This window comes from Bradyrhizobium sediminis (genome assembly GCF_018736085.1).
Lineage (GTDB): Bacteria > Pseudomonadota > Alphaproteobacteria > Rhizobiales > Xanthobacteraceae > Bradyrhizobium > Bradyrhizobium sediminis.
Genome location: NZ_CP076134.1, coordinates 3,110,645 through 3,132,025 on the forward strand (window position 1 = coordinate 3,110,645; position 21,381 = coordinate 3,132,025).

The following is a 21,381-nucleotide window of genomic DNA, read 5'->3' on the forward strand; positions in this document are numbered from 1 at the left end:
CAGACTCGCCCGATGGTGATCCGATTCAACCTGATCGGATCATGATCTAGGCTTTGACGTCGACCAACGCCTCTTGTTCGGCCTGCCGCTGAACCTCGATGACGGCTTGCACATCGCTGTTGATGACCGTCGCCGGCGCCTTCGCAGTCTCGTCGATGACAAGCTGGACTTTGGCCTGCGTCACCGCTGCAGGCACGGGATAAATAACCATAGAGCCCTCCCCTACACCTCCAAGTTGTCAGGGGGCCGTTTACGGCCTGTAAAAGGTTTGGGTTAATGACGATTTTTTAACCAGTCGCCCGAGCACATTTTCGCGGACTCTGTTCGTTCTCCGTGAACAGAAGGAGTCCGCGGGACCGCGCGGCGGCTCACGAAGCCGGTCGGTAGGCGCGACTCCAGGCGCATTTCGGCAGCCAACCGCAAATAAAACGATTGATCCGCGGGTATTTGGCGATAGCCTGAGCTTTCGACTCAATTCCTAAAGAGCGGACGAGCATGGGAAGCGTGGTTCTTCTCGACCTGATGGGCGGAGTAGCTTTGCTGCTGTGGGGCCTGCATATGGTCCACAGCGGCATTCTGCGCGCCTTCGGTCCCGATCTGCGTCAGCTTCTGGCCAGGGCGCTAAGCAACCGGTTCACCGCTTTCGCCGCCGGCATCGGCCTCACGGCGCTACTGCAAAGCAGCACCGCGACCGCGCTGATCACGAGTTCCTTCACCGCCGAAGGCCTAGTCGGCCTGGTGCCTGCGCTCGCGATCATGCTCGGCGCCAATGTCGGCACCACGCTGATCGTGCAGATACTGTCGTTCAACATCGCCGCGGTGGCACCGGTTCTCTTCATCATCGGCCTGGTCGCGTTCCGCAGCGGCGCGCGCTCCCGCATCAAGGATGTCGGCCGCGTCTCTATCGGCCTCGGCCTGATGCTGCTGGCGCTGCATATCCTGCTCGACACGCTGGCGCCGGCGGAAAACGCCCCCGGCATGCGCGTCTTCATGAACGCCATTACCGGCGACCCCGTGCTATGCATCCTGATCGGCGCCATCGTCACCTGGGCGGTGCATTCCAGCGTCGCCAGCGTCCTGCTGATCATGTCGCTGGCCTATGCACAGTTCATTTCGCCCGCAGCGTCGCTGGCGCTGGTGCTGGGCGCCAATCTCGGCAGCGCGATCAATCCGGTTTTCGAAGGCGCGCACCGCGACAACCCCGCGAGCTACCGGCTCCCGGTCGGCAATCTCATCAACCGGCTGGTTGGCGTGCTGCTGGTGGCGCCGTTCCTGCGTCCGATCACCGAAATCCTGCAGGCGTGGCAGCCCGACCTCGCCAGGCTGACGGCCGGATTCCATATCGCCTTCAACGTGGCGACTGCGGTCATCTTCATCGGCCTGCTCGACGGCATGGCGAGGCTCCTGAACAAGCTGCTGCCCGACCGGGTCCGGCAGACCGACCCGTCAGGGCCACGTTATCTCGACGAGAGCGCGCTGGAGACGCCCTCGCTCGCGCTGGCGGACGCCGCGCGCGAGACCCTGCACATGGGCGATCTGGTCGAGGTCATGCTGCGCAAGGTGATGGCCGCGATGATGACCAACGATCGCGCGCTGGTCGACGAAGTGTCGCGGATGGACAACAGCGTTGACAATCTCGACGAGGCGATCAAGCTTTACGTGACCAAGCTCACGCGCGGCAGTCTCGACGAGCGCGAGGGCCAGCGGGCGATGGAGATCATTTCCTTCGCCATCAATCTCGAGCACATGGGCGACATCATCGACAAGAATCTGAGCGAACTCGCGACCAAGAAGATCAAGCGCAGGTTCCAGTTTTCGCCCGAAGGCGCCGAGGAACTGTCGGCCTTCCACAAGCGGACCACGGATTCCCTGCGGATTGCGTTCGGCGTGTTCATGTCGGGCGACGTTAATGAAGCGCGCAAGCTGCTCGCGGAGAAATCGAATTTGCGCAATGTCGAGCTGGCCGCCACCGAACGTCATCTCGACCGGCTGCGCGAAGGCCGGCCCGAGAGCATCGAAACCACGTCGCTGCATCTCGACGTGCTGCGCGACCTCAGGCGCATCCACTCGCATATCTGTTCGGTGGCCTACCCCGTGCTCGATGCCGCCGGCGAATTGCCCATCCAGCAGCGCGCGGAATCCGATCTGGCCTCCCTGCCCTCACCCGCGGCGCATCCCTCCTTGCCGCGGTAGCCGGTATTACTGGTACGCCGCGACGATGTCGGACACCGCCCGCTCCAGCTGTTTTGCGGTAGCGCACTGGCGCACCACGCTGCAGAAACCGGCATAACGCGGCATCTCGGAATCACCCCAGCCCCAGGCCATGCGGCCTTCGGGGTTGAGCCAGACCAGTCGCTTGGACCGCTCCGAAATGGTGCGCAGGATGTCGGCGCGCGGATCGAGGTTGTTGGTGCGGGCGTCGCCGAGCACGATCACCGTCGTCTTCGGCGTCACCGACCGCATGAAATCCTTCTCGAAATCCCTGAACGAACCGCCATAGTCGGAGGAGCCGAATCCGACTTTGGACATGATCTCGCTCATCGCCTCTTCCGGCGACTTGGTATCGAGGATGTCGCTGACCTCGATGAGGTGACCGGAGAACGCGAACGAGCGCACGTCGTCCACCACCTCGTGCAGGCTGTGGATCAGCAGCAGAAAGAAGTCGGACACCTGCGCCACCGAACCGGAGACGTCGCAGATCGCCACGATCTTCGGCCGGTCGCGGTGGCGGCGTTTCCAGGAGGTGAGAAACGGGACGCCGCCCCAGGCGGCGTTGCGCCGCAGCGTCTTACGGGTGTCGAGATGCCCGCGCCGCTGCCGCTTGCGCGGCTTGCTGTAGCGCTCGCGCAGCCGCCGCGCGATGGCGCGGATCAGGGCCTTCATCTGCTCGACCTGCCGGCGTTCGAGACGGGCCAGCGGCGCGTTGCGCAGGATTTCATTACGCAGGTTCTCGGTCTCCTCGCGGCCGTAGAGCACGAGCGCCTGATTGACGACCTCCCGCACGTTTTCGCGCAGCCCCTGCAGCGCAGCCGCCAACCGCTCGGCTTCCGCCGGATTGACCGCCGTCAGCGCGTCGAGGTCGTCGCGCAGCCGTTCGATGCCGAGTTGCTCGAGAATCCGGGTCGAGAAGATGCCGCGCTGGGTGAAATAGCGGATGTCGGACAACGAGGCGGCATTGGTGGCGGCAGCCATGGCGGCCGCGATCGCATTGCGGTCGCGCGACATCAGCATCTGCGCGAGCTCGCCGAGCTCCGGTGCCGGCGCGCCCGGACCGCCCGGTTCGTTCTCGTTTGCCGCCGAGCCGGCCCCCTTGTCTTCGTCGGCATCCTCCGGCGCGGTCTCTTGCGGCGCCTCCGGCTGGCTGAAGAAGAGATCGAAACAGGCGGCCAGCGCCTGCTTTTCATCCTGGCTCTTGGCCAGCGTCAACAACAGCGTGTCGCGCAGAATGCCGCGGTCGGCAAATCCGACATCGGCCACCGCCTTCATCGCATCGATGCTTTCCGCGGGCGATACCCGAACGCCGGCTCCGCGAGCCGCCCGGAAGAAACGATGCAGTTCCTCGCGCATCAACCGAACACGCCCTGCCGGCCGGCCTTGGCGACGAAACTCGTCACCTGCGGCAGCGTTGTCTCGATGTCGGCCTCGTATTTCAGGAGCACGTTGAGAGTATCCTTGACGGTCTCATGATCCAGCTCCGACGACTGGAGCAGCACCAGCACGCGCGCCCAGTCGATGGTTTCGCTGACCGAGGGTAGCTTCTTCAGATCCAGCGCGCGGACCTGGTTGATAAAGCCGACGATCTGCCGGCGCAGGGTTTCCGAGATGCCGGGGACGCGGCTTTCGACGATGCGCTCTTCCAGCCGCTGCTCGGGGAAACCGATATGCAGATGCAGGCAGCGCCGCTTGAGGGCATCGGAGAGGTCGCGCTCGCCGTTGGAGGTCAGGATCACCGTCGGCTTCACGATCGCCGCGACGGTTCCCAGTTCGGGGATGCTGACCTGGTAGTCGCTGAGGATTTCGAGCAGCAGGGATTCGAACTCGGCGTCCGACTTGTCGATCTCATCGACCAGCAGCACGCAACCCTTTTCCTGCTCCAGCGCCTGCAGCAAAGGCCTCGGCTCGACGAACTCCTTGGAGAAGAACACGTCGCCGAAATCGTGCAGCTTGCCGAGCGCTGCGGCCAGCGTATCGGCGCCGCCGAGCACTTCGCCGAGCTTGTCCTTCAGGATCTGGGTATAGAGCAGCTGCTTGGCGTATTTCCATTCATACAGCGCCTTGGCCTCGTCGAGCCCTTCATAGCACTGCATGCGGATCATCTTGAGCCCACGCCATGCGGCCAGCGCCTTCGCCAGCTCGGTCTTGCCGACGCCGGCAGGTCCCTCCACCAGGATCGGTTTCTCGATGCGCTCGGCCAGATAGACCGCGGTCGCGATCTGCTTGCTGGCGATATAGCCCGCCGATGCCAGTCCACGGGTGACGGCTTCGATCGAGTCCGCCGGCAGATGGTTATTCATTATTGTCTCTCGCTTCCTATGGAATTTCCAAGCCTGATCTGACGCACCTTGCGCGGCTCGCGCGCGACCGAGGCCAACAGATCGAACGCGGCAAGTGCGCCCGCGACCGCTTCGTCTTGCGGCTGACCCAGCGCCAGCAATTCGCGGATCTCGCCGACGATGTCGCGAGCCAGCAGTCTTACGCCGATCACGCGCGCCGGAACATCCTGTCCGTCGCCGTCGAGCGCCGCCACCGCGAGCCGGCTCGCCGCCTGCACCAGCGACACCAGACCGGCGATGCGGCCGAGCCGCAATGCATTCTCTTCCGTGCGTTCGATCCGCGCCGCGGCCCTTTCCAGCAGCCAGCTCAGCAACCCCGAAACATTCGCCGTGCCGACGGTGTCCTCGACATCGCGAAACGGCAAGGCCATCGCCGGATAGGCGTCAGGCATATCTCCGACCCGCGCCGACGCCGGGATCTCGCATCCGTCGAGTTCCAACTCGCAATGGGTCGCCGGCGCCAGCACGTCCAGCGTCGCCATCGGCTTTATCACAAGGCCGGGCGTCGCCTTCGGCAGCATGAACAGGCCATAGCGCTTGCGGCCGTCCTCGACCGCGACCACCGCCAGCACCAGAAACAGATCGGCTACCGGGCCGTTGGTGACCCAGGCCTTGCGGCCGCTGATGACAAATCCCGCGTCACGGGATTCAGCCGTCGTCTTCAGCAGTTTCGGATGGGCGCCGGCGCCGGGCTCGGAGATCGCGACCGCCGTGCAGACCTCACCGGCCGCAATGCGCGGCAGCCACGCGGCGCGCTGATCGCCATCGGCAAAACCCGCAATGAAAAATCGCGCCGTCATCTGCCGCGCAGCGAACGCGCTCGCCAGCCCCAACAGCCCGGTTTTCGCGGCAATCGCCTGCTCGGCTGCCGCGATCGCGCCGTAGCTGTCGAGTGCTGCGCCCGCGCCGGGCAGACCGATCTGAAACAGGCCAGCCTTCGCCATCGCTCCGAACGGGTCGGTCAGGACGTCGCGCCCAGCGCTTTCCCACCAGCGATCAACGCGGCGAGCGACTTCAAGGCTCGAATTCTGCGGCATCTATTCAACGACCCGGATTCCGACGCGCGCCTTTCGCGACATCGGGACGCTTTTAGAGTACTCGGCTGCCGCTCGCGAGTTCATTTTTGGCACGCAGTCCGGCGCTGGACGCAACGCTCGGTCCTAGCTAGTGCGCTCCAACCTGGGCAAACAGGGCATCAAACTCATCGCGGAAGAGACCGGCCAAAGCGGCCGCGGCTGCCGGAAAGTCTTCGCTGCAATAGGTGCGATAAGGCCAGCACCGCTTGCTCGCATCAAGAAGCTTGCGGCGCCAGAAAGGGTTGATGCATCTCGCGCTTGTAACGCCGGCCGCAGTCTCAAGCGATTTTGATTGTCTTAACGCCAGCTTCAGTCAAAAGCTGATAGAGCGCCGCTATCTTGCTCCGGTCGCCGCGCTGAGCGCAATACGAAAACACGACGCGCTGCTTTGCCCGCGTAAAGGCAACGAAAAAGCCCGCCGTGGCTTCGATTTTGTCGTTGGAAAAGCTCCACCATGCCTGGTCGTCAAGGCCCACGAAAATCACTGTGTGATATTCGAGGCCCTTGCTCTTGTGGACGGTCATCAGGGGGACCGAGTACGCGCCTTCGTACTCGTCCAAGGCCTCAGACCAATTTTTTGCGGATTTGCACGACGCCTCCAAGTGAAGCGCCGCGGCTTCACTCACCTTGTCGAACCAGTCGCCCTGACGATATGCCGGGGATGCGGCAAGGATGTTCGCCCTTCCGATAAATGCAATAAGCAACTGCACCACCTCCTTTGCGTCGGCAGGATCTGAGAGCGGTGCAGGATAGGTATTCCTGAAGTCGGATTCGAAAGTGTTCAGCCGTTTAACAACTTTCGCACGTCCCGCATAGTCATCCAGAGCGAGCCCAAGGAGCGTGCACATCAGATCGAGGCAGGTTGTCCAATGACGCCCTGCCCGAACGCTCGTAAATAGGCGAAGTAGCACCACGAGATATTCCGAGAGGTCTTCAACTAGGAGTTCTTGGAGCGTGACATTGCCGACTAGCTCAACTTCGTTCCTGAGCGGCAACTTCAGCTTGGCGAAAGCGGGCTCCAGCACCTTCATGTAGTCGCCTGCTTTCTGCCGGACGAGAATGCAAAAATCACGCGGGTCCAGTTTATGTTCCGCCATTTGCTTGCTGACGAAGTCAGCGAGACGCGCGGCCTCGGTGCCGGGCGTCGTGAAGTCCCAAACAGCACAACTGTCGCCTGAGACCGTCCCCTTAGTCTTGGAAACGGGGGTAGACGATCTTGCGTCGAGCGCTTTCGCCAAGACGTCTTGGATGCGCACGAGGTCTGGCGAGGAACGGTAGTTATGGATCAGCGGCGTTCGCTGCGCCTTGAACTCGGCTTCGAATGGCATGAACGGGTCGTCCATCGCCAAGGCCCACCTCATGATCTGCTGTTTGTTGTCACCTACCGCTGTAACCACGGTGTCAGAGCCAAAAAAAATCGCCTTTACTAAGTCGTATTGCGCTTGGGTTGTATCCTGAAACTCGTCCATAAAGAGGTGCGAGTACGTTAACCGCAAGGCATGACCAACCATGGGGTTGCTGGTTACAAGCAAACCTGCCAAGCGGCTGATCATTGGAAATGTAAGCGATGTGCTCTTTCCTTCATGGAGCCATGATTGCCAGAAGCGGTCAGCCGCCCATTCAGCCGCATTTGAAATCCTTGGAGCGCCCTCAGGTAGCGGTGTCCCGAATAGCCATCGACGCTGGAAGTCCTTCGTGTGGACAGCGATAATGTCCGCGCGGCTGCCAATTTCGGGGGGCGGCGTGAGAAATCGCAGGAAATTGTCGAAGGTCCGGTCAGTCGCATCGACGACGACTTGGTAATCGGGACGCGGCCGCCATCGCTCTGGCAAAGCCTGCCCGAAGCGATCGACGAGACTCTTGGCAAACGCATCGAACGTCAGAGAGTCGAATCGGTAGGCGTGGTCCGGATGGCAACGGCTGCGTACGCGCACGGCAAGATTAGTGGCGGCGTCGCGCTTGTAGCTGATGGCAAGTATCCGTCTCGGTGGCCGCGCGATCCCGCACTGAAGCAGGTAGGCTGCGCGCTGCGCCAGGAGTTCGGTCTTCCCGGAACCCGGACCCGCTATGACGCAGCGATTGTCAGTCGAACGGACAACGTCCATTGCGTTCTCTTCGAGCGCCTCGACGTCAATCGGTTTCCATTGGTCAGGGCGAACCCGGCGGCTGACGAGCGTCATGGCTAGTCCCGATTCAAGTTTTCGTCGATGCGCTTGATGAGTCGCCGATACACCTCCGGCATACCCTTTTTGAGGGTTTTATCGTCGACCTGGGCGAGCGCCTGTACATGCGTGGCGGGCTTGCTGCGCGTCAAAAAGTGATAGCGATATGCAGGCGTGTGATCTTTGTAACCGCCGAATTCGGTTGCCTTGTAGTCCTTGATGCCGCTCCCACCCTTTCCGAGGACGATCTCAACAGCCTCATCCGGAGTGAGTGATGGGCCGCCACCTTTAGGAATGATCGTCTTGTACGCATCGGGAAACGCGGCGAGCATTTCCATATCAAGATCGAGGGGCGAGGAATAGAAGACACCGTGATCCTCGAGGAAGGTCACCCAGCTCTTCAGCGTCTTCCAGTCAGACGAGTCCCAGGCCTTCATTCTTTCGATATCTGCGACGCCCGTCTCTGTCTTGAGAAGCTTGGACTTGTCAGCCCCGTTGGCGATCAGCTGTTCGAGAGCTGTGACGAGCCGACCATATCCGCCGCCCTTTCGGCCAAGATCGAGATCCACCAACGTCGCATACGGTATCGATAGGTTGTCGAGCAGCTTCCAGAAATAGTTTACGTGGCGGCCTCCGATCGGCACAATAGCGACGAAGGACGGGTCCAGCATCAGGCCTTCTGCCTGCGCGAGCCGCGGGATGACGATGCGTTCGGAGTCCCCTTCGACCAGGACCACGAACCGCGCGAAATAGAGCTCTGGAAACGCCAAGAATGCGCCTCGGATAAATTTTGCGGCTTCCGTTGCTCCAGAGGGAAGCTCGATCGCTCGTACCGCCGAAGCAGAAGTATCAGGGTCGCGCCGGCAATAGCGAACCTCAGTGGGTTCGATCCGGCTGAGAACGGACGGCGAGTGGCTCGTTATGATCGCCTGTGCAGCGTTGCCGCTGACGATTGATCGTACTTGCGTCACGATGCGTGAAAGATAGTACGGCGATAAATGGTTCTCCGGCTCCTCGATGCCAAAGAGGCTGAGCGCGGGTATGCGCAGTTCCTCGGCGCGAAAGCCCTTGATCTTTGCGGCTACGGCGTCCCGTTCCAGATCAAAAACCGCAGCAGCAAGAGCCAAGTAGAAGAGCGACTGCTGCCCGTCGCTCAGAACTTCGAGGCCGCGCTCAATTTTCGCCGGACCGTGCTGAAACATGACCTGAACGTGCGCGACGACTTCTTCGAACCGTTTGCTGACGAGTGACAGACTCGGATCAGTGTCCGTCTGCTCGTCGTGCAACTCCTTCCACCGTGTGCTGAGCGCCTTGCTGATGGAGCCGATGGCGGCTTCGCTGTCGAATGCGTCCGCGAGTTTTTTGGTCGAATCGTCGACCGCCTTGCGGGTGTCTTTGGACCATTCGATCGCTTTCAGGAGGCGCGCCGCCAGAGCGCCGGTGGTCGCGCGAATTTGCGCCGTGGCGTCGCGCGAGGCTGGCGTGTAGTAAAATTGGATCAGGCCGCGGTCGGCCGGCGAAACGGCGTGCTTGTCATCCGGGTCGACTTTCTCGTTGAGGTGATCGACCCAGAATAGCTCTTGGGTAACTTCACCCTCAGCGGTGCTATCGTCCTGCCAACGAGCCTCAAGTCGCATGCGGCACATAGGCAGCTTCTTTGGCCCTTCGAGTTGCTGATGCCGGAATGTCGGCGCGACGGTTTCAGCGGTTGCCGAACCGTCCTTCAGCTCGGGCAGCGCGATCACGACATCGATGAACAAGTCTCGCGTCGTCCTGTCGTCGGGTGCCACATCTTGCGGCAAGTGAAAGTCCGATCGCTGGAGCGTGCGCTGCGATCGGGTTACGCCGAACATTTTGGCCAGGGCTTGCAGCATTGCCGTTTTCCCGGACGCATTCGGCCCCACAACCGTGGTAAGGTCATTCGCAAGGTCAATACGTTGCGCGTCGGACCCGAAGGAACGAAGGCCAGAAATCGTCATCGATTGGATGCGCACCGCTTCCCCCCGTGTAGGCGAACCATTAACTTTTTGCCCGTTTTCGACTGAACGGGTTCCGCCGTCAATGTCGCTGCCTAGCCTAGGCGGACAGCGAGTGAAAGGTATTATTAAACCATTTCACGCAAAGACATCTTACTGTGCATGGGGTTGTTTTCGCGATTTTTGTGGAGGCGCCGCGGGAGGGTCGCGCGGCGTCCGGGCATCGTCTTGGTGTCGCGAAGGCTTCACTCAATTTTTCGCCGAAGCCTGCCGTCCGTTGACGACGATGAAATACAGATTGCGGACATAGACCACGAGGCCGAGCGCCTGCCCTGCGATGAAGACCGGATCGCGGCGATACAGCGCGTAGATCAGCAGCAGCACACCGCCGCCGATCGAGAAGAACCAGAACGCCACCGGGATCACGCTCTTGCGCGCGCGCTCGGAGGCGATCCATTGCACCACGAAGCGCATGGTGAAGAATGCCTGCGCGACGAAGCCGAGGACGACCCAACCGTCGAACTTGATGATGAAGACGTCATGAAGGTAGGCAGCGAGCATGTTGAACAGGTCAATCATGACTTGTCACCTCGGTCGCAACGGGCGTCGGCTTCTTGCGGCGGATCAGCCACCACACGCCGGCGAGATCCATGATCCCGATCCATAACCGATCGAAGAAGCCGTAATTTGACACGCCGGAATGGCGCGGCCGGTCGATCACGTCGACATAGGCGATCTCATAGCCTTCGCGGCGCACCAGCGCCGGCAAAAACCGATGCAGCCCGTCGAAATACGGCATCATCAGGAACACGTCGCGGCGGAACGCCTTCAGGCCGCAGCCGGTGTCGCGGGTGCCGTCGCGCAGGATCGCATTGCGCACGCCATTGGCAATGCGCGACTGCAGTTTCTTGAAACCGGTGTCCTTGCGTCCGATCCGCTGTCCGGCAACAAGGCCGATGCGGTCGCCGCCCTTTTCGATCGCCGAAATCAGATCCGGCAGGAACGCCGGATTGTTCTGGCCGTCGCCGTCGAGCGTCGCCACGACGGCGCCGCGCGCGGCGCGGACCCCGCTGCGCACCGCCGCCGATTGCCCGGCCGAGCCCGCATGCCGGATCTGCCGCAAGTTTGCCCGCGCCTTCATGATCGCGGCGATCCGGTCGGCGGTCGCATCGGTCGAGCCGTCATTGACGTAGATGATTTCATAGGCCCATCGGCCGTCGAGCGCGGCAGCGATTTCCGCGATCAGCGGCGCCACGTTGTCGGCCTCGTTGCGCACGGGGACAACGATGGAAACGGCCACTTCTGTCGGATCAGATGAAGGCAAATCGACGCTCATCGTTGGAGTTGGCGTGCAGCTGGAACCGCTGCGCCCGGCGCCCCTGCGGCGTCCGCTTCTTATGGGGCGAACGGGCCGCGGGCAACCCTTTTGAGATGCCCCAGCGAGGGTCCCGGAAGCGGCGCGATGGCCCCGTCATGGCGGATGGCAAAACCGAGCCGGCGCGCGGCGAACCAGTAGCGCACGGCCATCGCACCGATCAGACCGACCAGCGCGCCGGCCACTACGTCGCTCGGGTGATGCGCCAGCAGCACGAGACGGCTGAGCGCGATCGCGATCGCATACACGATCATCACCAGGCGTGCCTGCGGCCACAGCGCGGAAACCGCGAACGCCAGCGCGAAGCTTGTGACGGCATGACCGGAGGGAAAGCTGGCAAAGGCCTCAGTGCCGCCGAAATGCCTGAAGTTGAAGACGTTGGCCTCGCCGCCGACGAACGGCCGGCCGCGCCCGACGATCCACTTGACAACATCGCCGACGAGGACCGGCACCAGCACTGCGAAGAACACAAATTGCAGACGGGTGCCGAAACCGAGCAGCATGGATCGCGAATTGCCGCGTAGCGCCGGGGAAACAATCGCAACGACCAACAACAGGCCTGCCAGCGTCCACAGCACATAGGCCGCCTTGCCGAAATCGGTCAGGATGCGGATCGGCCACAGGCTGGCGGCGCCGCGCGGCGGCATCAGCGCGATCTCGCGCGCATCCAGCATGATCATCAGCGCGATGATCGCCACACTGAGGATGGCGGTGAGCAGCAGGATGTGGCGCGCCGATCGCCGCGCCGCCTCGGCGCGGCGCGAATGCGACGGCGAGCGCACGAGCTGCGCCAGCGACCGTCCGGCCACCACATAGAACCGGGAGAAGTAGTTCGAGGATTCGCCGCTACCGGCCCGCACGGACATCTTACTCCGTGCCCTCGGAGCGGAAGATCGCGATCGAAATCGCCCTGCCCTGCGAGATGTTATAGCCGTCGATGCGGGTGGCCACGTTATAGCGCAGCCCGATGGCCTCGGCGCGCGCAGCAAAGCCACGTTCCGAGCGCGCTTCGACCAGCGCGAAGCGGCAACTGCCCTGCTTCAGGAAATCCGCAGCCCCCGATCCGTCGGTCAGAAGCGTCGAGGTGCCGTTCATGAAGACCAGGCTCGGCTCATGAAAGCCCGCCGCGGCGGCCTTCGGTCCGACGCAGACGACGTTGCGCAGCGCACGGGCAATCTCGGCGCTCGGGAACAGCGGCTTCAATGACGGCAGCACGATGCCGTAGACCGCCATCGCCAGGAACATCGCCGAGACCACCGCGTTCAACAGCGAACGCTCGGCGCGGCCGTCCTCGTACAGCCACCACGCAAACAGCCCGAAGATCAGCGATGCCGCCACGAACGGCCACGCCAGAAACACCGGCTGGCGCGTCAGCGCAATCGCGCCGACGACGGCAATGACAGATCCCCCGGCCGGAATCACGAACCACCAGGCGGCGCCTCGCATCAGCCATGATCGCGACAGCACCCGGCGCTCCAGCGCGCCGATCGTGAGAATCGCAATCGCCGGATAGAGCGGCAGCACGTAATGCGGCAGTTTGGTCAGCACCAGTTCGAACACGATCCACGACGGGATCAGCCACGCCAGCAGATACTGCGCGCCCGGCTCCCGCCTCGCCCGCCACACCGCCGGCGCCGCCATGCCCGCCAGCGCAGCACCGGGCCAGAACGTCACCCAGAACAGCAGCAGATAGAGGCCGGGCGGCGCGCCGTGGGATTCCTGCGCGGCGAATTTCGCGAGCATGTCGCCGCCGATTGAATCGGTGAAGAACGTCTCGCCGGCGCGCCAGAAGATCGCGACGAACCACGGCAGCACCAGCACCAGCATCCACATCAGGCCCCAGACCGGGCGCAGCCGCCACAGCCAGGCCGCCGAGCGGTCGAGGATCGCCAGCGTGACGATCGTCAGCACAATGAACATCAGGATCAACGGGCCCTTGAGCAGGATGCCGCCGGCCAGCGCGGTCCAGAAGATCGCCGGCCAGGACCATGGCGGGTGCTCGGGGTCCTCGCCGCGCTGCCATGACAGATAGACCCGCGCCAGCGCTCCCATCGCCGCCACCACCGTGAGCAGCAGCATGGCGTCGGTCTTGGCGAGCCGCGCCTCGGCGCCGAGCAGCACCGAACTGCACATGATCAAACCGGCAAAGATGGCGCCGCGCCGCGTCACGAACGCCAGCGCGGTCCAGTAGGTCAGCAGCACCGCGCCGATGGCGCCGATCAGGGACGGCACGCGGTACAGCCAGATCCGCAGCTGCGCGCGCGGCAGGCCCAGCGCCGAAGCGGTTTCGACCACCGCCGCCTGCAACCAGTAGACGCCGACCGGTTTCTTGTAGCGGACGTCGTCCTGGAAGCGGATGTCGACGAAATCGCCGCTTTCGACCATTTGCTTGGTCGCCTGCGCGAACCGCGCCTCGTCGCGATCGATCGGCGGGATGTTGAAAAAGCCGGGCAGAAACAGGATCAGGCCGCAGACCAGCAGGAAGGCCGCCGCCCGGACGTGGCTGGCCGCCACGAGGTCAATGACGCTGGCAAGCCGGCTGCCCGGATTCACCCGGTTCTTCGGCTCGCGCGGCTCTCCAAATCGGGGACGGGTATAGGTCTCGACCATTGGTTCCGCATACGCCGAAACCGCTATCCCTACAACCGGTTAGGTGCCCTCTATTGAATTCTGATGACAACTGTGTCCGCGGCGCCCGCAGCGTCGATCACGGTCAGTCGGGCAAAGCCCGGCCCGGGCGGATCGACCAGCCGCTGGCGGCGGCCGTCGAATTCACCCACCGAGACGCCGTTGACCAGCATGGTCATCGGAAGCACACCGCCGGCGACCCTCACCGGCATCGCTGCGAACTGGCTGCCGGCCGAGCGATCGACATCGATCCGCGACCCGTTGAGGGGAAACTGGATGCGCGGCGCCTGATCGCTGCCGGTGCGCACCAGTTCCCCGGCCGGGCGGAATCGGCGCAGCGGCAGCGGCAGCTTGGCATTGCTCGCCAGCAGCGCCCCCTTCGGCGGCTTCGGCAGAGCCGCCGGCAGTTTCCCGGTGCGGGCGAAGGCATCGAACAGGATCGGCGCGGCCGCGGTGCGCCCGACCAGACCCGGCACCGGCGCACCGTCAGGCCGCCCGACCCAGACCCCGATAGTGGTACGGCCGTCGAAGCCGACCGACCAGGCATCGCGATAGCCGTAGCTGGTGCCGGTCTTGAACGCGATCCGGTTGTGCGCGGCATTTTCCGGCGGCGGCGTGCCGATCAGCACGTTGCCGACCTGCCAGGCCGCGACCTGGTCCATCAGGCGCAACGGCTCGCGCGCGTCGTCCGACGCCTTCACGATCTCGCGTAGCGGCCGCGTATGGCCGAGCCGCGCCAACCCCGAATAGAGCTGCACCAGATCCTGCAGCGTGACGCCGACGCCGCCGAGGCCCATGGCGAGGCCCGGTGCCTCGTCCTTCGGCAGCACCAGATTGGCTCCGGCCTGCTTCAGCCGCGACGACAGCCGGCTCGAGCCGACCCGGTCGAGCAAGGCGATCGCCGGCACGTTGAGCGACAGTTGCAGCGCCTTGCGCACCGGCACCGTGCCCTGAAATGTCATGTCGAAATTTTCCGGCGCATAGGAGCCGAACCGAATCGGCCGGTCGTCGATCAGGCTTTCCGGATGGACAAAACCGTCCTCGAAGGCGAGCCCGTAGATGAACGGTTTCAACGTCGAGCCGGGCGAGCGCACCGCACGGGTCATATCGACCTGCCCAGCGCGGCGGTCGTCGAAATAATCGGGGGAGCCTACATGCGCCAGCACGTCGCCGCTCTCATTGTCGACCGCGACGATCGCCACGGAAATACTCGGCCCCAGCGCGGCCGCTCGGTCGCGCGCCAGCGCTTCCAGCACCTTCTGCAGCCCGGAATCCAGCGTGAGCCGGATCACCGGCGCATCCTTCACGGTGGCGATGGCCTGATCGGCGGAATGCGGAGCGAGTATCGGCATCGGCTTCCGCAGCCGCGGCACCGCAACCGCCTTGGCCTGAGCCGTTTCCTCCGCCGGCAGGCGGCCGTCTTCGACCATGCGGTCGAGCACACGGTCGCGGGCGATGCGCGCGGTGTCGGGGTGACGATCGAGACGGCGGGTTTCCGGCGATTGCGGCAGCGCCACCAGCAGCGCCGATTCCGCCAGCGACAGCCGCTTCGGCTCCTTGCCGAAATAGGCGATCGAGGCAGCGCGGACGCCCTCGAGATTGCCGCCGAACGGCGCCAGCGCCAGATAGAGATCGAGGATCTGGTCCTTGCTCAGTTGGCGCTCGATCTGGACCGCGCGGACCATCTGGCGCAGCTTGGCATGGACCGAGCGCTCGCGGCGCGGCTCGATCAGCCGTGCCAGCTGCATCGTGATGGTCGAGCCGCCGGAGACGACGCGACCGTGGGTGACGAGCTGCAACGCGGCGCGGCCCAATGCCTGCGGATCCACGCCGTGGTGCGAATAGAAACGCCGGTCCTCGTAAGCCAGCAGCAGCTTGAGATAGGACGGATCGACGCCGGTTCGCGCGTCGACCGGCAGCCGCCAGCGGCCGTCAGCCATCGCATAGGCGCGCAAGAGCTTGCCGTTGCGGTCGACCACCGTCGCCGAGATCTGGCGGGCCTGCTGCAGCGGCAACGGGCCGAGCGAGACGACCCATGCCCCTATCGCAAACGCCGCAACGGTCACGACCGCGAATGCAATGGCGGTTAAACGAATAACGCGCCGCTTCCTCACGCCGTCATGCCCGGGCTTGTCCCGGCCATCCACGCCTTCTGGTGCCGCCGACAAGGACGTGGATGGCCGGGACAAGCCCGGCCATGACGTCGAGTTGTTGTCGCCCGTCTCGCTCATTTCGCCGGACGTACCTCGACTGAACCGGTGCCGGTGCGGCCATAGCGCGAAGGATTGTACATGTCCTCGACGTAAGCCTGCGGCAGTACATATTTGCCGGGCGACACCGCGCGCACCACATAGGCCACCGTGAACACCGTTTTGTCGTCGCTGGCGCGATCGATGGCTGCCGTGAAGCGGTCGTCGCGGAACTCGGTATTTTCCGGCTCCTCGCCGTCCTCGATCCAGTCCAGCGTGCCGGTGTCGCCTGACGACACCAGATGCGGATTGTCGATCTCGAAGCCGGCGGGCAGATAATCTGCCACCATGACGTGACCGTATTCCGGCTTGGCTTCGGTGATCTTCAACACCACCGCGAAGCGATCGTTCTGCTTGGCCTTCGAGACGTCGGCCGGCTTGCCGTCGAGCGTGAAGTAATTGCGCTCGATCTTGAAGCCGTTCGACGCCGCCGGTTCCGGCGTGATCGGCGAGCCGGAGACCGAGACCACCGCCTGTACCGGCGTATCACCGGTGTTGGTGATCTTGATCGGCTGGCCGGCCATCTCGGCCGCCTTGTAGCTGCGATAGACCGCGGTCTTGGCCGACGCGCCGTTGATGTCGAGGGCCATGGTTTCCCTGGCCAGAGCGCGCGAGGCCAACACCAGCCAGGCGTTCTCTTGCGTGGATGTGTAAGGCGTCAGCCCGCGCGCGGTCTCGACCCGGGCGACCGCCTGCGTCAGCGTCGCCTTCGGCGCATTGCCTTCGCTCGCGAGCGAAACCAGTGCCGCGGCATCGCGCAAGGCGCTGCCGTAGTCGACCCGGCCGAACTCGATCACCGGCTTCGGCGCGAGGCTTTCGAGCGCAGCCGCATAGACCCGCTCCGCCCTGCCCTTGTCCCCGACCAGCGCCAGCGCCGCCGCCAGTTGCGACTTTGCGATCGGGGTGGCGAGGTTGCCGAGCTTGGTGTCGGCGAGATAGCGCAGATCGCCGATCGGCGCCGCGCCGTTGCGGGCGAGCACGTAGAGGCCGTAGGCCAGATCGCGGCCGCCGTCCTTTTCCGGTTCGTTGGCGTTGACGACGGAGTTACGGATCCGATCGAGCGCGCTCTTGAACGACACATCCGGCACCGCAAATCCCTTTTCACGGGCGCGGGTCAGGAAGTCCATCACGTAAGCATCGAGCCAGGCGTCGTCGCCGCCGGCCGACCACAGCCCGAACGAGCCGTTCGAGCCCTGCCGCGCCAACAGCCGGTCGATCGCATCCCTGATGCGCTGATCGACCGCGGTATCCATCGCCAGATGCGCGCCCGCCGCCAGATCGTTGACGTAGAGCAGCGGCATCGCGCGGCTGGTGATCTGCTCCGAGCAGCCATGCGGATAGCGGTCGAGCGCCTTCAGGATGGTAGCGGCGTCGAGCGCGGTGGACAGGCTGACCGACAGCGACACGCCGCCGGTGCCCTGCACCAGATCCGAGAACATGTCTGACGTCAGCGTCAGGCTCTCGCCCTTGGCCAGCGTGCGGATCGAACGGCGCGCCAATATCTGCGTCGCCGCCTTGACGTCGAGCGCGTAATGCCGCGCCAGCGTCAGCCCGTTCGGTCCCTTGATATCGACGTCGATATTTGCGGTTCCGGCACCGCCGGCATCGAGCGCCAGCGACATCGACGTTCGCTGCTTGGCGGCGAGTTTTACGGTGGTGGCCGGATTACCTGTGACTTTCACCGGACCCGTGGTCTTGACGCTGATGGTGTAGTCGCCCGCCGCGCCCTCGACGTTGTCGAGGTCGAAGCTCATGGTGCCCTTGTCGCCATTGAGCAGGAAGCGCGGCAATGTCGCCGTCAGCACCACGGGATCGCGGATCGTGACATCCGTCGTGGCGCGGCCGAGCTTTGTCGATGTCCACGCCACCGCCATCACCCGCGCAGTGCCGGCGAATTCCGGTATTTCGAAATTGATCATGGCCGTGCCGTCGGCGGCGACCGTGACAATGCCGGAATACAGCGCCAGCGGCTTTTGCGTCGGCGGGCTGCCCTGCAGCTCGGCGCCGGCGGAGTCGCCGCCAGTCCTGATCTGACCGCGGGTGCCCTGCATGCCGTCGATCAGCTGTCCGTAGAGGTCGCGGATTTCCGACGTCATCCGGCGCTGGCCGAGATAGTAATCGTCGGGCGCCGGCGGCTTGTAGTTGGTCAGATTGAGAATCCCGACATCGACGGCGGCAACCACGATCTTGGCGTCCTCGCCGGCATTGAGCCCGCCGAGTTTGACCGGAATCTTAAGCGCGGTTCCCGGCCGCACCAAGGCCGGCGGCGAGAGGTTGACGGCGAGCGTGCGGGTCTTCTTGTCGATGCTGAACCATTTCAGCCCGATGGCGCGACCTGGCATCCGCAGTGCGGCAGCATCGAGCGGACGGCGCAGCGTCGCCACCACATAGGCGCCGGTGCCCCAGTCCTTACCGACGGGAATCTTGACCTGCGCGGTGCCTTGCTTGACGTCGGTGGTTTGCGTAGTCAGCAGCCGGTCGCCCAGCACGTTGATGGTCAGCTTGCCGGAAGAGCGCGCATTGACCGATACCACCATGGTGTCGCCGGACTGGTATTCCGGCTTGTCGATCGAGGTTTCCAGCAGGTCCGGCGTATCCGCGCTGCCATCGGAATACCAGCCGACGTCGAATTGCACCGACGTGATCGGCCCTTCGGCCTCGGTCGACTTGACATCGAGGCGGTAGCGGCCGGGCTGCGGCAGCAGCGTCACCCGCGCGGGCTTGTCGGCGGCGAGGTTGAGGTCGCCGTCGCCGACCCGCTTGGTCGATTTGACCGGCTCGTACTCCCAGGACGAATTCTGGCGGTACCACTGATAGCGGGATTCGATCTTCAGGAGTTCGTAGCGCAGGCCGCTGCGGGCGAGCTGCTTGCCGTCGGGCGCGACGAACACCACGTCGAACTCGGCCTTGTCGCCCTCGGCGACGCTCTTGTCGCCGAACAGTGGCTTGACCCCGATCAGGGCGATTGAGGGCTGCACCGGCAGCACCAACTTGCGCTCGACGGCGCGGCCGCCGGCCTCCGTCATCCGGATGAAGATCTGCGCTTCCTGCGGGCGCGTCGATGACGGCGGCTTGGCGAGGCTGACCGGGAAGGTCGCAATGCCATTGGCGTCGGCCTCGGGCAGGTTTTCGATCGGCGTGCGCTCGTTGCTGGAGGTCTCCTCGTCGGCGACGCCGAACTGGTAGCCGGGGTAACCGGGACGTCCCGAGGCCGCCGGCGCGACCAGCATGTCGCCTTCCAGCTGAAGGCCGGAAGCCGGCGCACCATAGAGGAAGCGACCGGCCACCTTAAGTTCCACTGGAACTTCAGCCTTGATCTGTTTCTCCTTGCTGGTCAGCTCGAATTCGATCCGTTCGGGGATGTAATCCTCGACCATGAAGCTGGTTTCGCCCACGGAAGCGCCTTTGGGATCGGTGAAGGCGCGCGCCCGCCATGTCCCGGTCGGGACCGCGGAATTGAGCGGCACGGCCAATGACCGGCCGCCCGCACCCTGGTCCGGCAACACGGCGCGGCGGTATTCGACACCGTCGGGGCGCTCGATCACCAGCGTCAGAGGGCCGCCGGTGACGGCATTACCCAGGCCGTCGCGCACCAGCGCGGTGAGATAGACCGTCTCGTTGGAACGATAGACGCCACGTTCGGCATAGACGAAGGCATCGGCGCCTGCGGGCACCGCCCGGCCTGAAACGCCGCGGTCGGACAGATCGAAGGCGTTGGATTTCAGGCTGAGGAAGGCGTAGTCGGCCTTCTCGCCCGACACCGTCAGCATCGCCGGCGACAGGCCGCCCTCGCCGCGCGCCAGCCCGGCCTCGAACAGCACGTGGCCGCTCTCGTCGGTCTTGCGGGTGGCGAGGATCTCGTTGTTGCGCGCCACCAGCCGCACCTCGGCTTTGCCGACCGGCTCGGTCGAGGCCAGCGAATTGACGAAGACGTGGATGCCGTCATTGCCGGAGAACGCGGTCAGGCCGAGGTCGGAAACGATGAACCACTGTGTCGCCAGCGAGCCGTCGCTGTCGCTGCCCGGGCCTTTGGCTTCAGCCGTCATGACGTAGATGCCCGGCTGGAGGTCACCCAGGGCCTGGTCGACAGGGAACGCTGTGGTGACGTCCTGATTGAGCGTGGTCGCGGTGGCGAGTTCCCCGGACCAGACCTTGACGCCGCGCTCGTCGCCGAGGTCGGAGAGTTCGTATTTGCTGAGCGCCCGCTGGAAATCGGCGCCGATCACGGTGTTGATCAGGTTGCGGTCGCCGATCCGGAACACATTGACGGACACCGCAGGCGTATTGACGCTGACGACGGGAATGCCGCGCTGGCCGGTGCGCGGCAACACATAGGCCCGCCCGGTGAAGCGCACGAACGGTTTGCGGTCGCGCACATAGATGTTGAATTCAGCCGATTTCGGCAGGGATTCCTTGACCGTGGACGGCAGCCCGGCGCGCAGATTGACGTTGTAGCGCTCGCCGTGCTTGAGGCCGTCGATGCACAACTGCTTGCCTTCCGCCGACAGCGCCGGCTTGTCGCTGCCTGCCAGCGCCAGGAACGGCGCGAAATCGACGCGCTTGGCCAGTTCTTCCGAGAACTGGAAACAGGCGCGCGGCGAGGCCGCGTCGGAATCCACGGTGTAATCGAGCAGCCGGAAACCGTGCTGGTCGCGCATTTTCTCATATTGGCCGCGCACCTCGGCGACTTCGCGCAGGTCGAGCGACAGCCGCAGGCTATCCAGCGCCGGGCGCCACAGCTTGCGTTCGGACATCGCGCGGCCGAGCACGGCCAGCGCGTCGGCCTCTTCCCCCGCGTTGCCGGCGCGCTGGTAGGCGATATAGGCCGCGGTCGAGGCGCGCTCCAGCAGGAAGGTCTGTTCGCTGCTGCTGGCGGGGCGGATCTGGAAAATGGTCCGGGCCAATTTCAGCCAGTTGGCGCTGTCCTCCGGGGTCGTGGCGGCGATTTGCCCGAGGATCTGCAGCCCGGTGCGAAAATCGCTGCGCTTGAAGGCGGCGTCGGCATCGGTTTTCAGGGTGGCGTTGGTCTTGGCCACCGCTCCGGCCTCGCTCTTGATCTGGGCCTCCAGCTTGACCGCCGAATCGGCCAGATCGTCGCGTTTGAAGGCCTTATCCGCCGCCTGCGCCGTGACCAGGCCAAGCGCCAGCGTTGCGCAAAGGGCTGCGGCGCGAACCAAACCAATCATGATGGAGCTCCTTGGGCCGCGGACAAACGCCGCGTAACGAACAGAAGTGCGCGAAAAGGTGACGGACTGATGGCCGCGAAAGGGATCAGCGAAAAAGCCGCATGCAGCATTGGGCGAAGCGAGCCTCTGGGCGTCAGCCGGGAGCCGGCTGCGGCCCGACATTGCGTTGAGGGCGG

At 64.2% G+C, this 21,381-nt stretch carries 13 protein-coding genes and 1 pseudogene; 1 reads left to right on the forward strand and 13 read right to left on the reverse strand.

The window, feature by feature from the left end; genetic code table 11:
- Nucleotides 1–46 precede the first annotated feature (46 nt).
- The gene (locus KMZ29_RS15080) at nucleotides 47–211 is read right to left on the reverse strand and encodes a hypothetical protein (RefSeq protein ID WP_215611795.1); all 165 of its coding nucleotides are present in this window, start codon (nucleotides 209–211) and stop codon (nucleotides 47–49) included.
- Between the two features lie 284 nt (nucleotides 212–495).
- Here KMZ29_RS15080 and KMZ29_RS15085 point away from each other — a divergent pair, with 284 nt between their 5' ends.
- On the forward strand, nucleotides 496–2,193 hold the full coding sequence (locus KMZ29_RS15085; protein ID WP_215620003.1) for a Na/Pi cotransporter family protein: 1,698 nt from the start codon (nucleotides 496–498) through the stop codon (nucleotides 2,191–2,193).
- A 6-nt stretch (nucleotides 2,194–2,199) separates the two neighbouring features.
- On the opposite strand, the gene KMZ29_RS15090 is transcribed toward KMZ29_RS15085, so the two are convergent.
- From KMZ29_RS15090 to KMZ29_RS15140, 12 genes and pseudogenes are all read right to left on the reverse strand, one after another.
- Entirely contained in the window at nucleotides 2,200–3,567 is a 1,368-nt protein-coding gene (locus KMZ29_RS15090; RefSeq protein ID WP_215602009.1) for a vWA domain-containing protein, read from the reverse strand.
- Entirely contained in the window at nucleotides 3,567–4,514 is a 948-nt protein-coding gene (locus KMZ29_RS15095) for an AAA family ATPase (RefSeq protein ID WP_215602010.1), read from the reverse strand. The genes KMZ29_RS15090 and KMZ29_RS15095 overlap by 1 nt, the downstream gene beginning before the upstream one ends.
- Nucleotides 4,514–5,590 (reverse strand): acyl-CoA dehydrogenase family protein, encoded by a 1,077-nt coding sequence (locus KMZ29_RS15100; protein WP_215620004.1) that lies wholly within the window; start codon nucleotides 5,588–5,590, stop codon nucleotides 4,514–4,516. The genes KMZ29_RS15095 and KMZ29_RS15100 overlap by 1 nt, the downstream gene beginning before the upstream one ends.
- A 317-nt stretch (nucleotides 5,591–5,907) precedes the next feature.
- A complete protein-coding gene (locus KMZ29_RS15105) occupies nucleotides 5,908–7,809 on the reverse strand; it encodes a UvrD-helicase domain-containing protein (RefSeq protein ID WP_215620005.1) in 1,902 nt (633 codons plus the stop codon).
- Nucleotides 7,810–7,811: 2 nt separating this feature from the next.
- On the reverse strand, nucleotides 7,812–9,665 hold the full coding sequence (locus KMZ29_RS15110) for an ATP-dependent nuclease (protein ID WP_249779697.1): 1,854 nt from the start codon (nucleotides 9,663–9,665) through the stop codon (nucleotides 7,812–7,814).
- A 33-nt stretch (nucleotides 9,666–9,698) separates the two neighbouring features.
- A pseudogene (locus KMZ29_RS27090) lies at nucleotides 9,699–9,770 on the reverse strand (hypothetical protein); the annotation flags it as partial.
- Between the two features lie 246 nt (nucleotides 9,771–10,016).
- Nucleotides 10,017–10,346, reverse strand: coding sequence for a lipid-A-disaccharide synthase N-terminal domain-containing protein (locus KMZ29_RS15115; RefSeq protein WP_215620007.1), 330 nt, complete (start codon nucleotides 10,344–10,346; stop codon nucleotides 10,017–10,019).
- Nucleotides 10,339–11,103: a glycosyltransferase family 2 protein gene (locus KMZ29_RS15120; protein WP_215620008.1), complete on the reverse strand. Its 765-nt coding sequence runs from the start codon at nucleotides 11,101–11,103 to the stop codon at nucleotides 10,339–10,341. The genes KMZ29_RS15115 and KMZ29_RS15120 overlap by 8 nt, the downstream gene beginning before the upstream one ends.
- 59 nt (nucleotides 11,104–11,162) lie before the next feature.
- Nucleotides 11,163–12,008 carry a phosphatase PAP2 family protein gene (locus KMZ29_RS15125; RefSeq protein WP_215620009.1) on the reverse strand — a complete coding sequence of 282 codons (846 nt, stop codon included), beginning with the start codon at nucleotides 12,006–12,008 and terminating at the stop codon, nucleotides 11,163–11,165.
- Between the two features lies 1 nt (nucleotide 12,009).
- Nucleotides 12,010–13,752 (reverse strand): ArnT family glycosyltransferase, encoded by a 1,743-nt coding sequence (locus KMZ29_RS15130; RefSeq protein WP_215620010.1) that lies wholly within the window; start codon nucleotides 13,750–13,752, stop codon nucleotides 12,010–12,012.
- Between the two features lie 50 nt (nucleotides 13,753–13,802).
- Nucleotides 13,803–16,001: a penicillin-binding protein 1C gene (pbpC, locus tag KMZ29_RS15135; RefSeq protein WP_215620011.1), complete on the reverse strand. Its 2,199-nt coding sequence runs from the start codon at nucleotides 15,999–16,001 to the stop codon at nucleotides 13,803–13,805.
- On the reverse strand, nucleotides 15,998–21,205 hold the full coding sequence (locus KMZ29_RS15140) for an alpha-2-macroglobulin family protein (RefSeq protein ID WP_215620012.1): 5,208 nt from the start codon (nucleotides 21,203–21,205) through the stop codon (nucleotides 15,998–16,000). Before KMZ29_RS15140 ends, pbpC begins: the two co-directional genes overlap by 4 nt.
- Nucleotides 21,206–21,381: the final 176 nt, after the last annotated feature.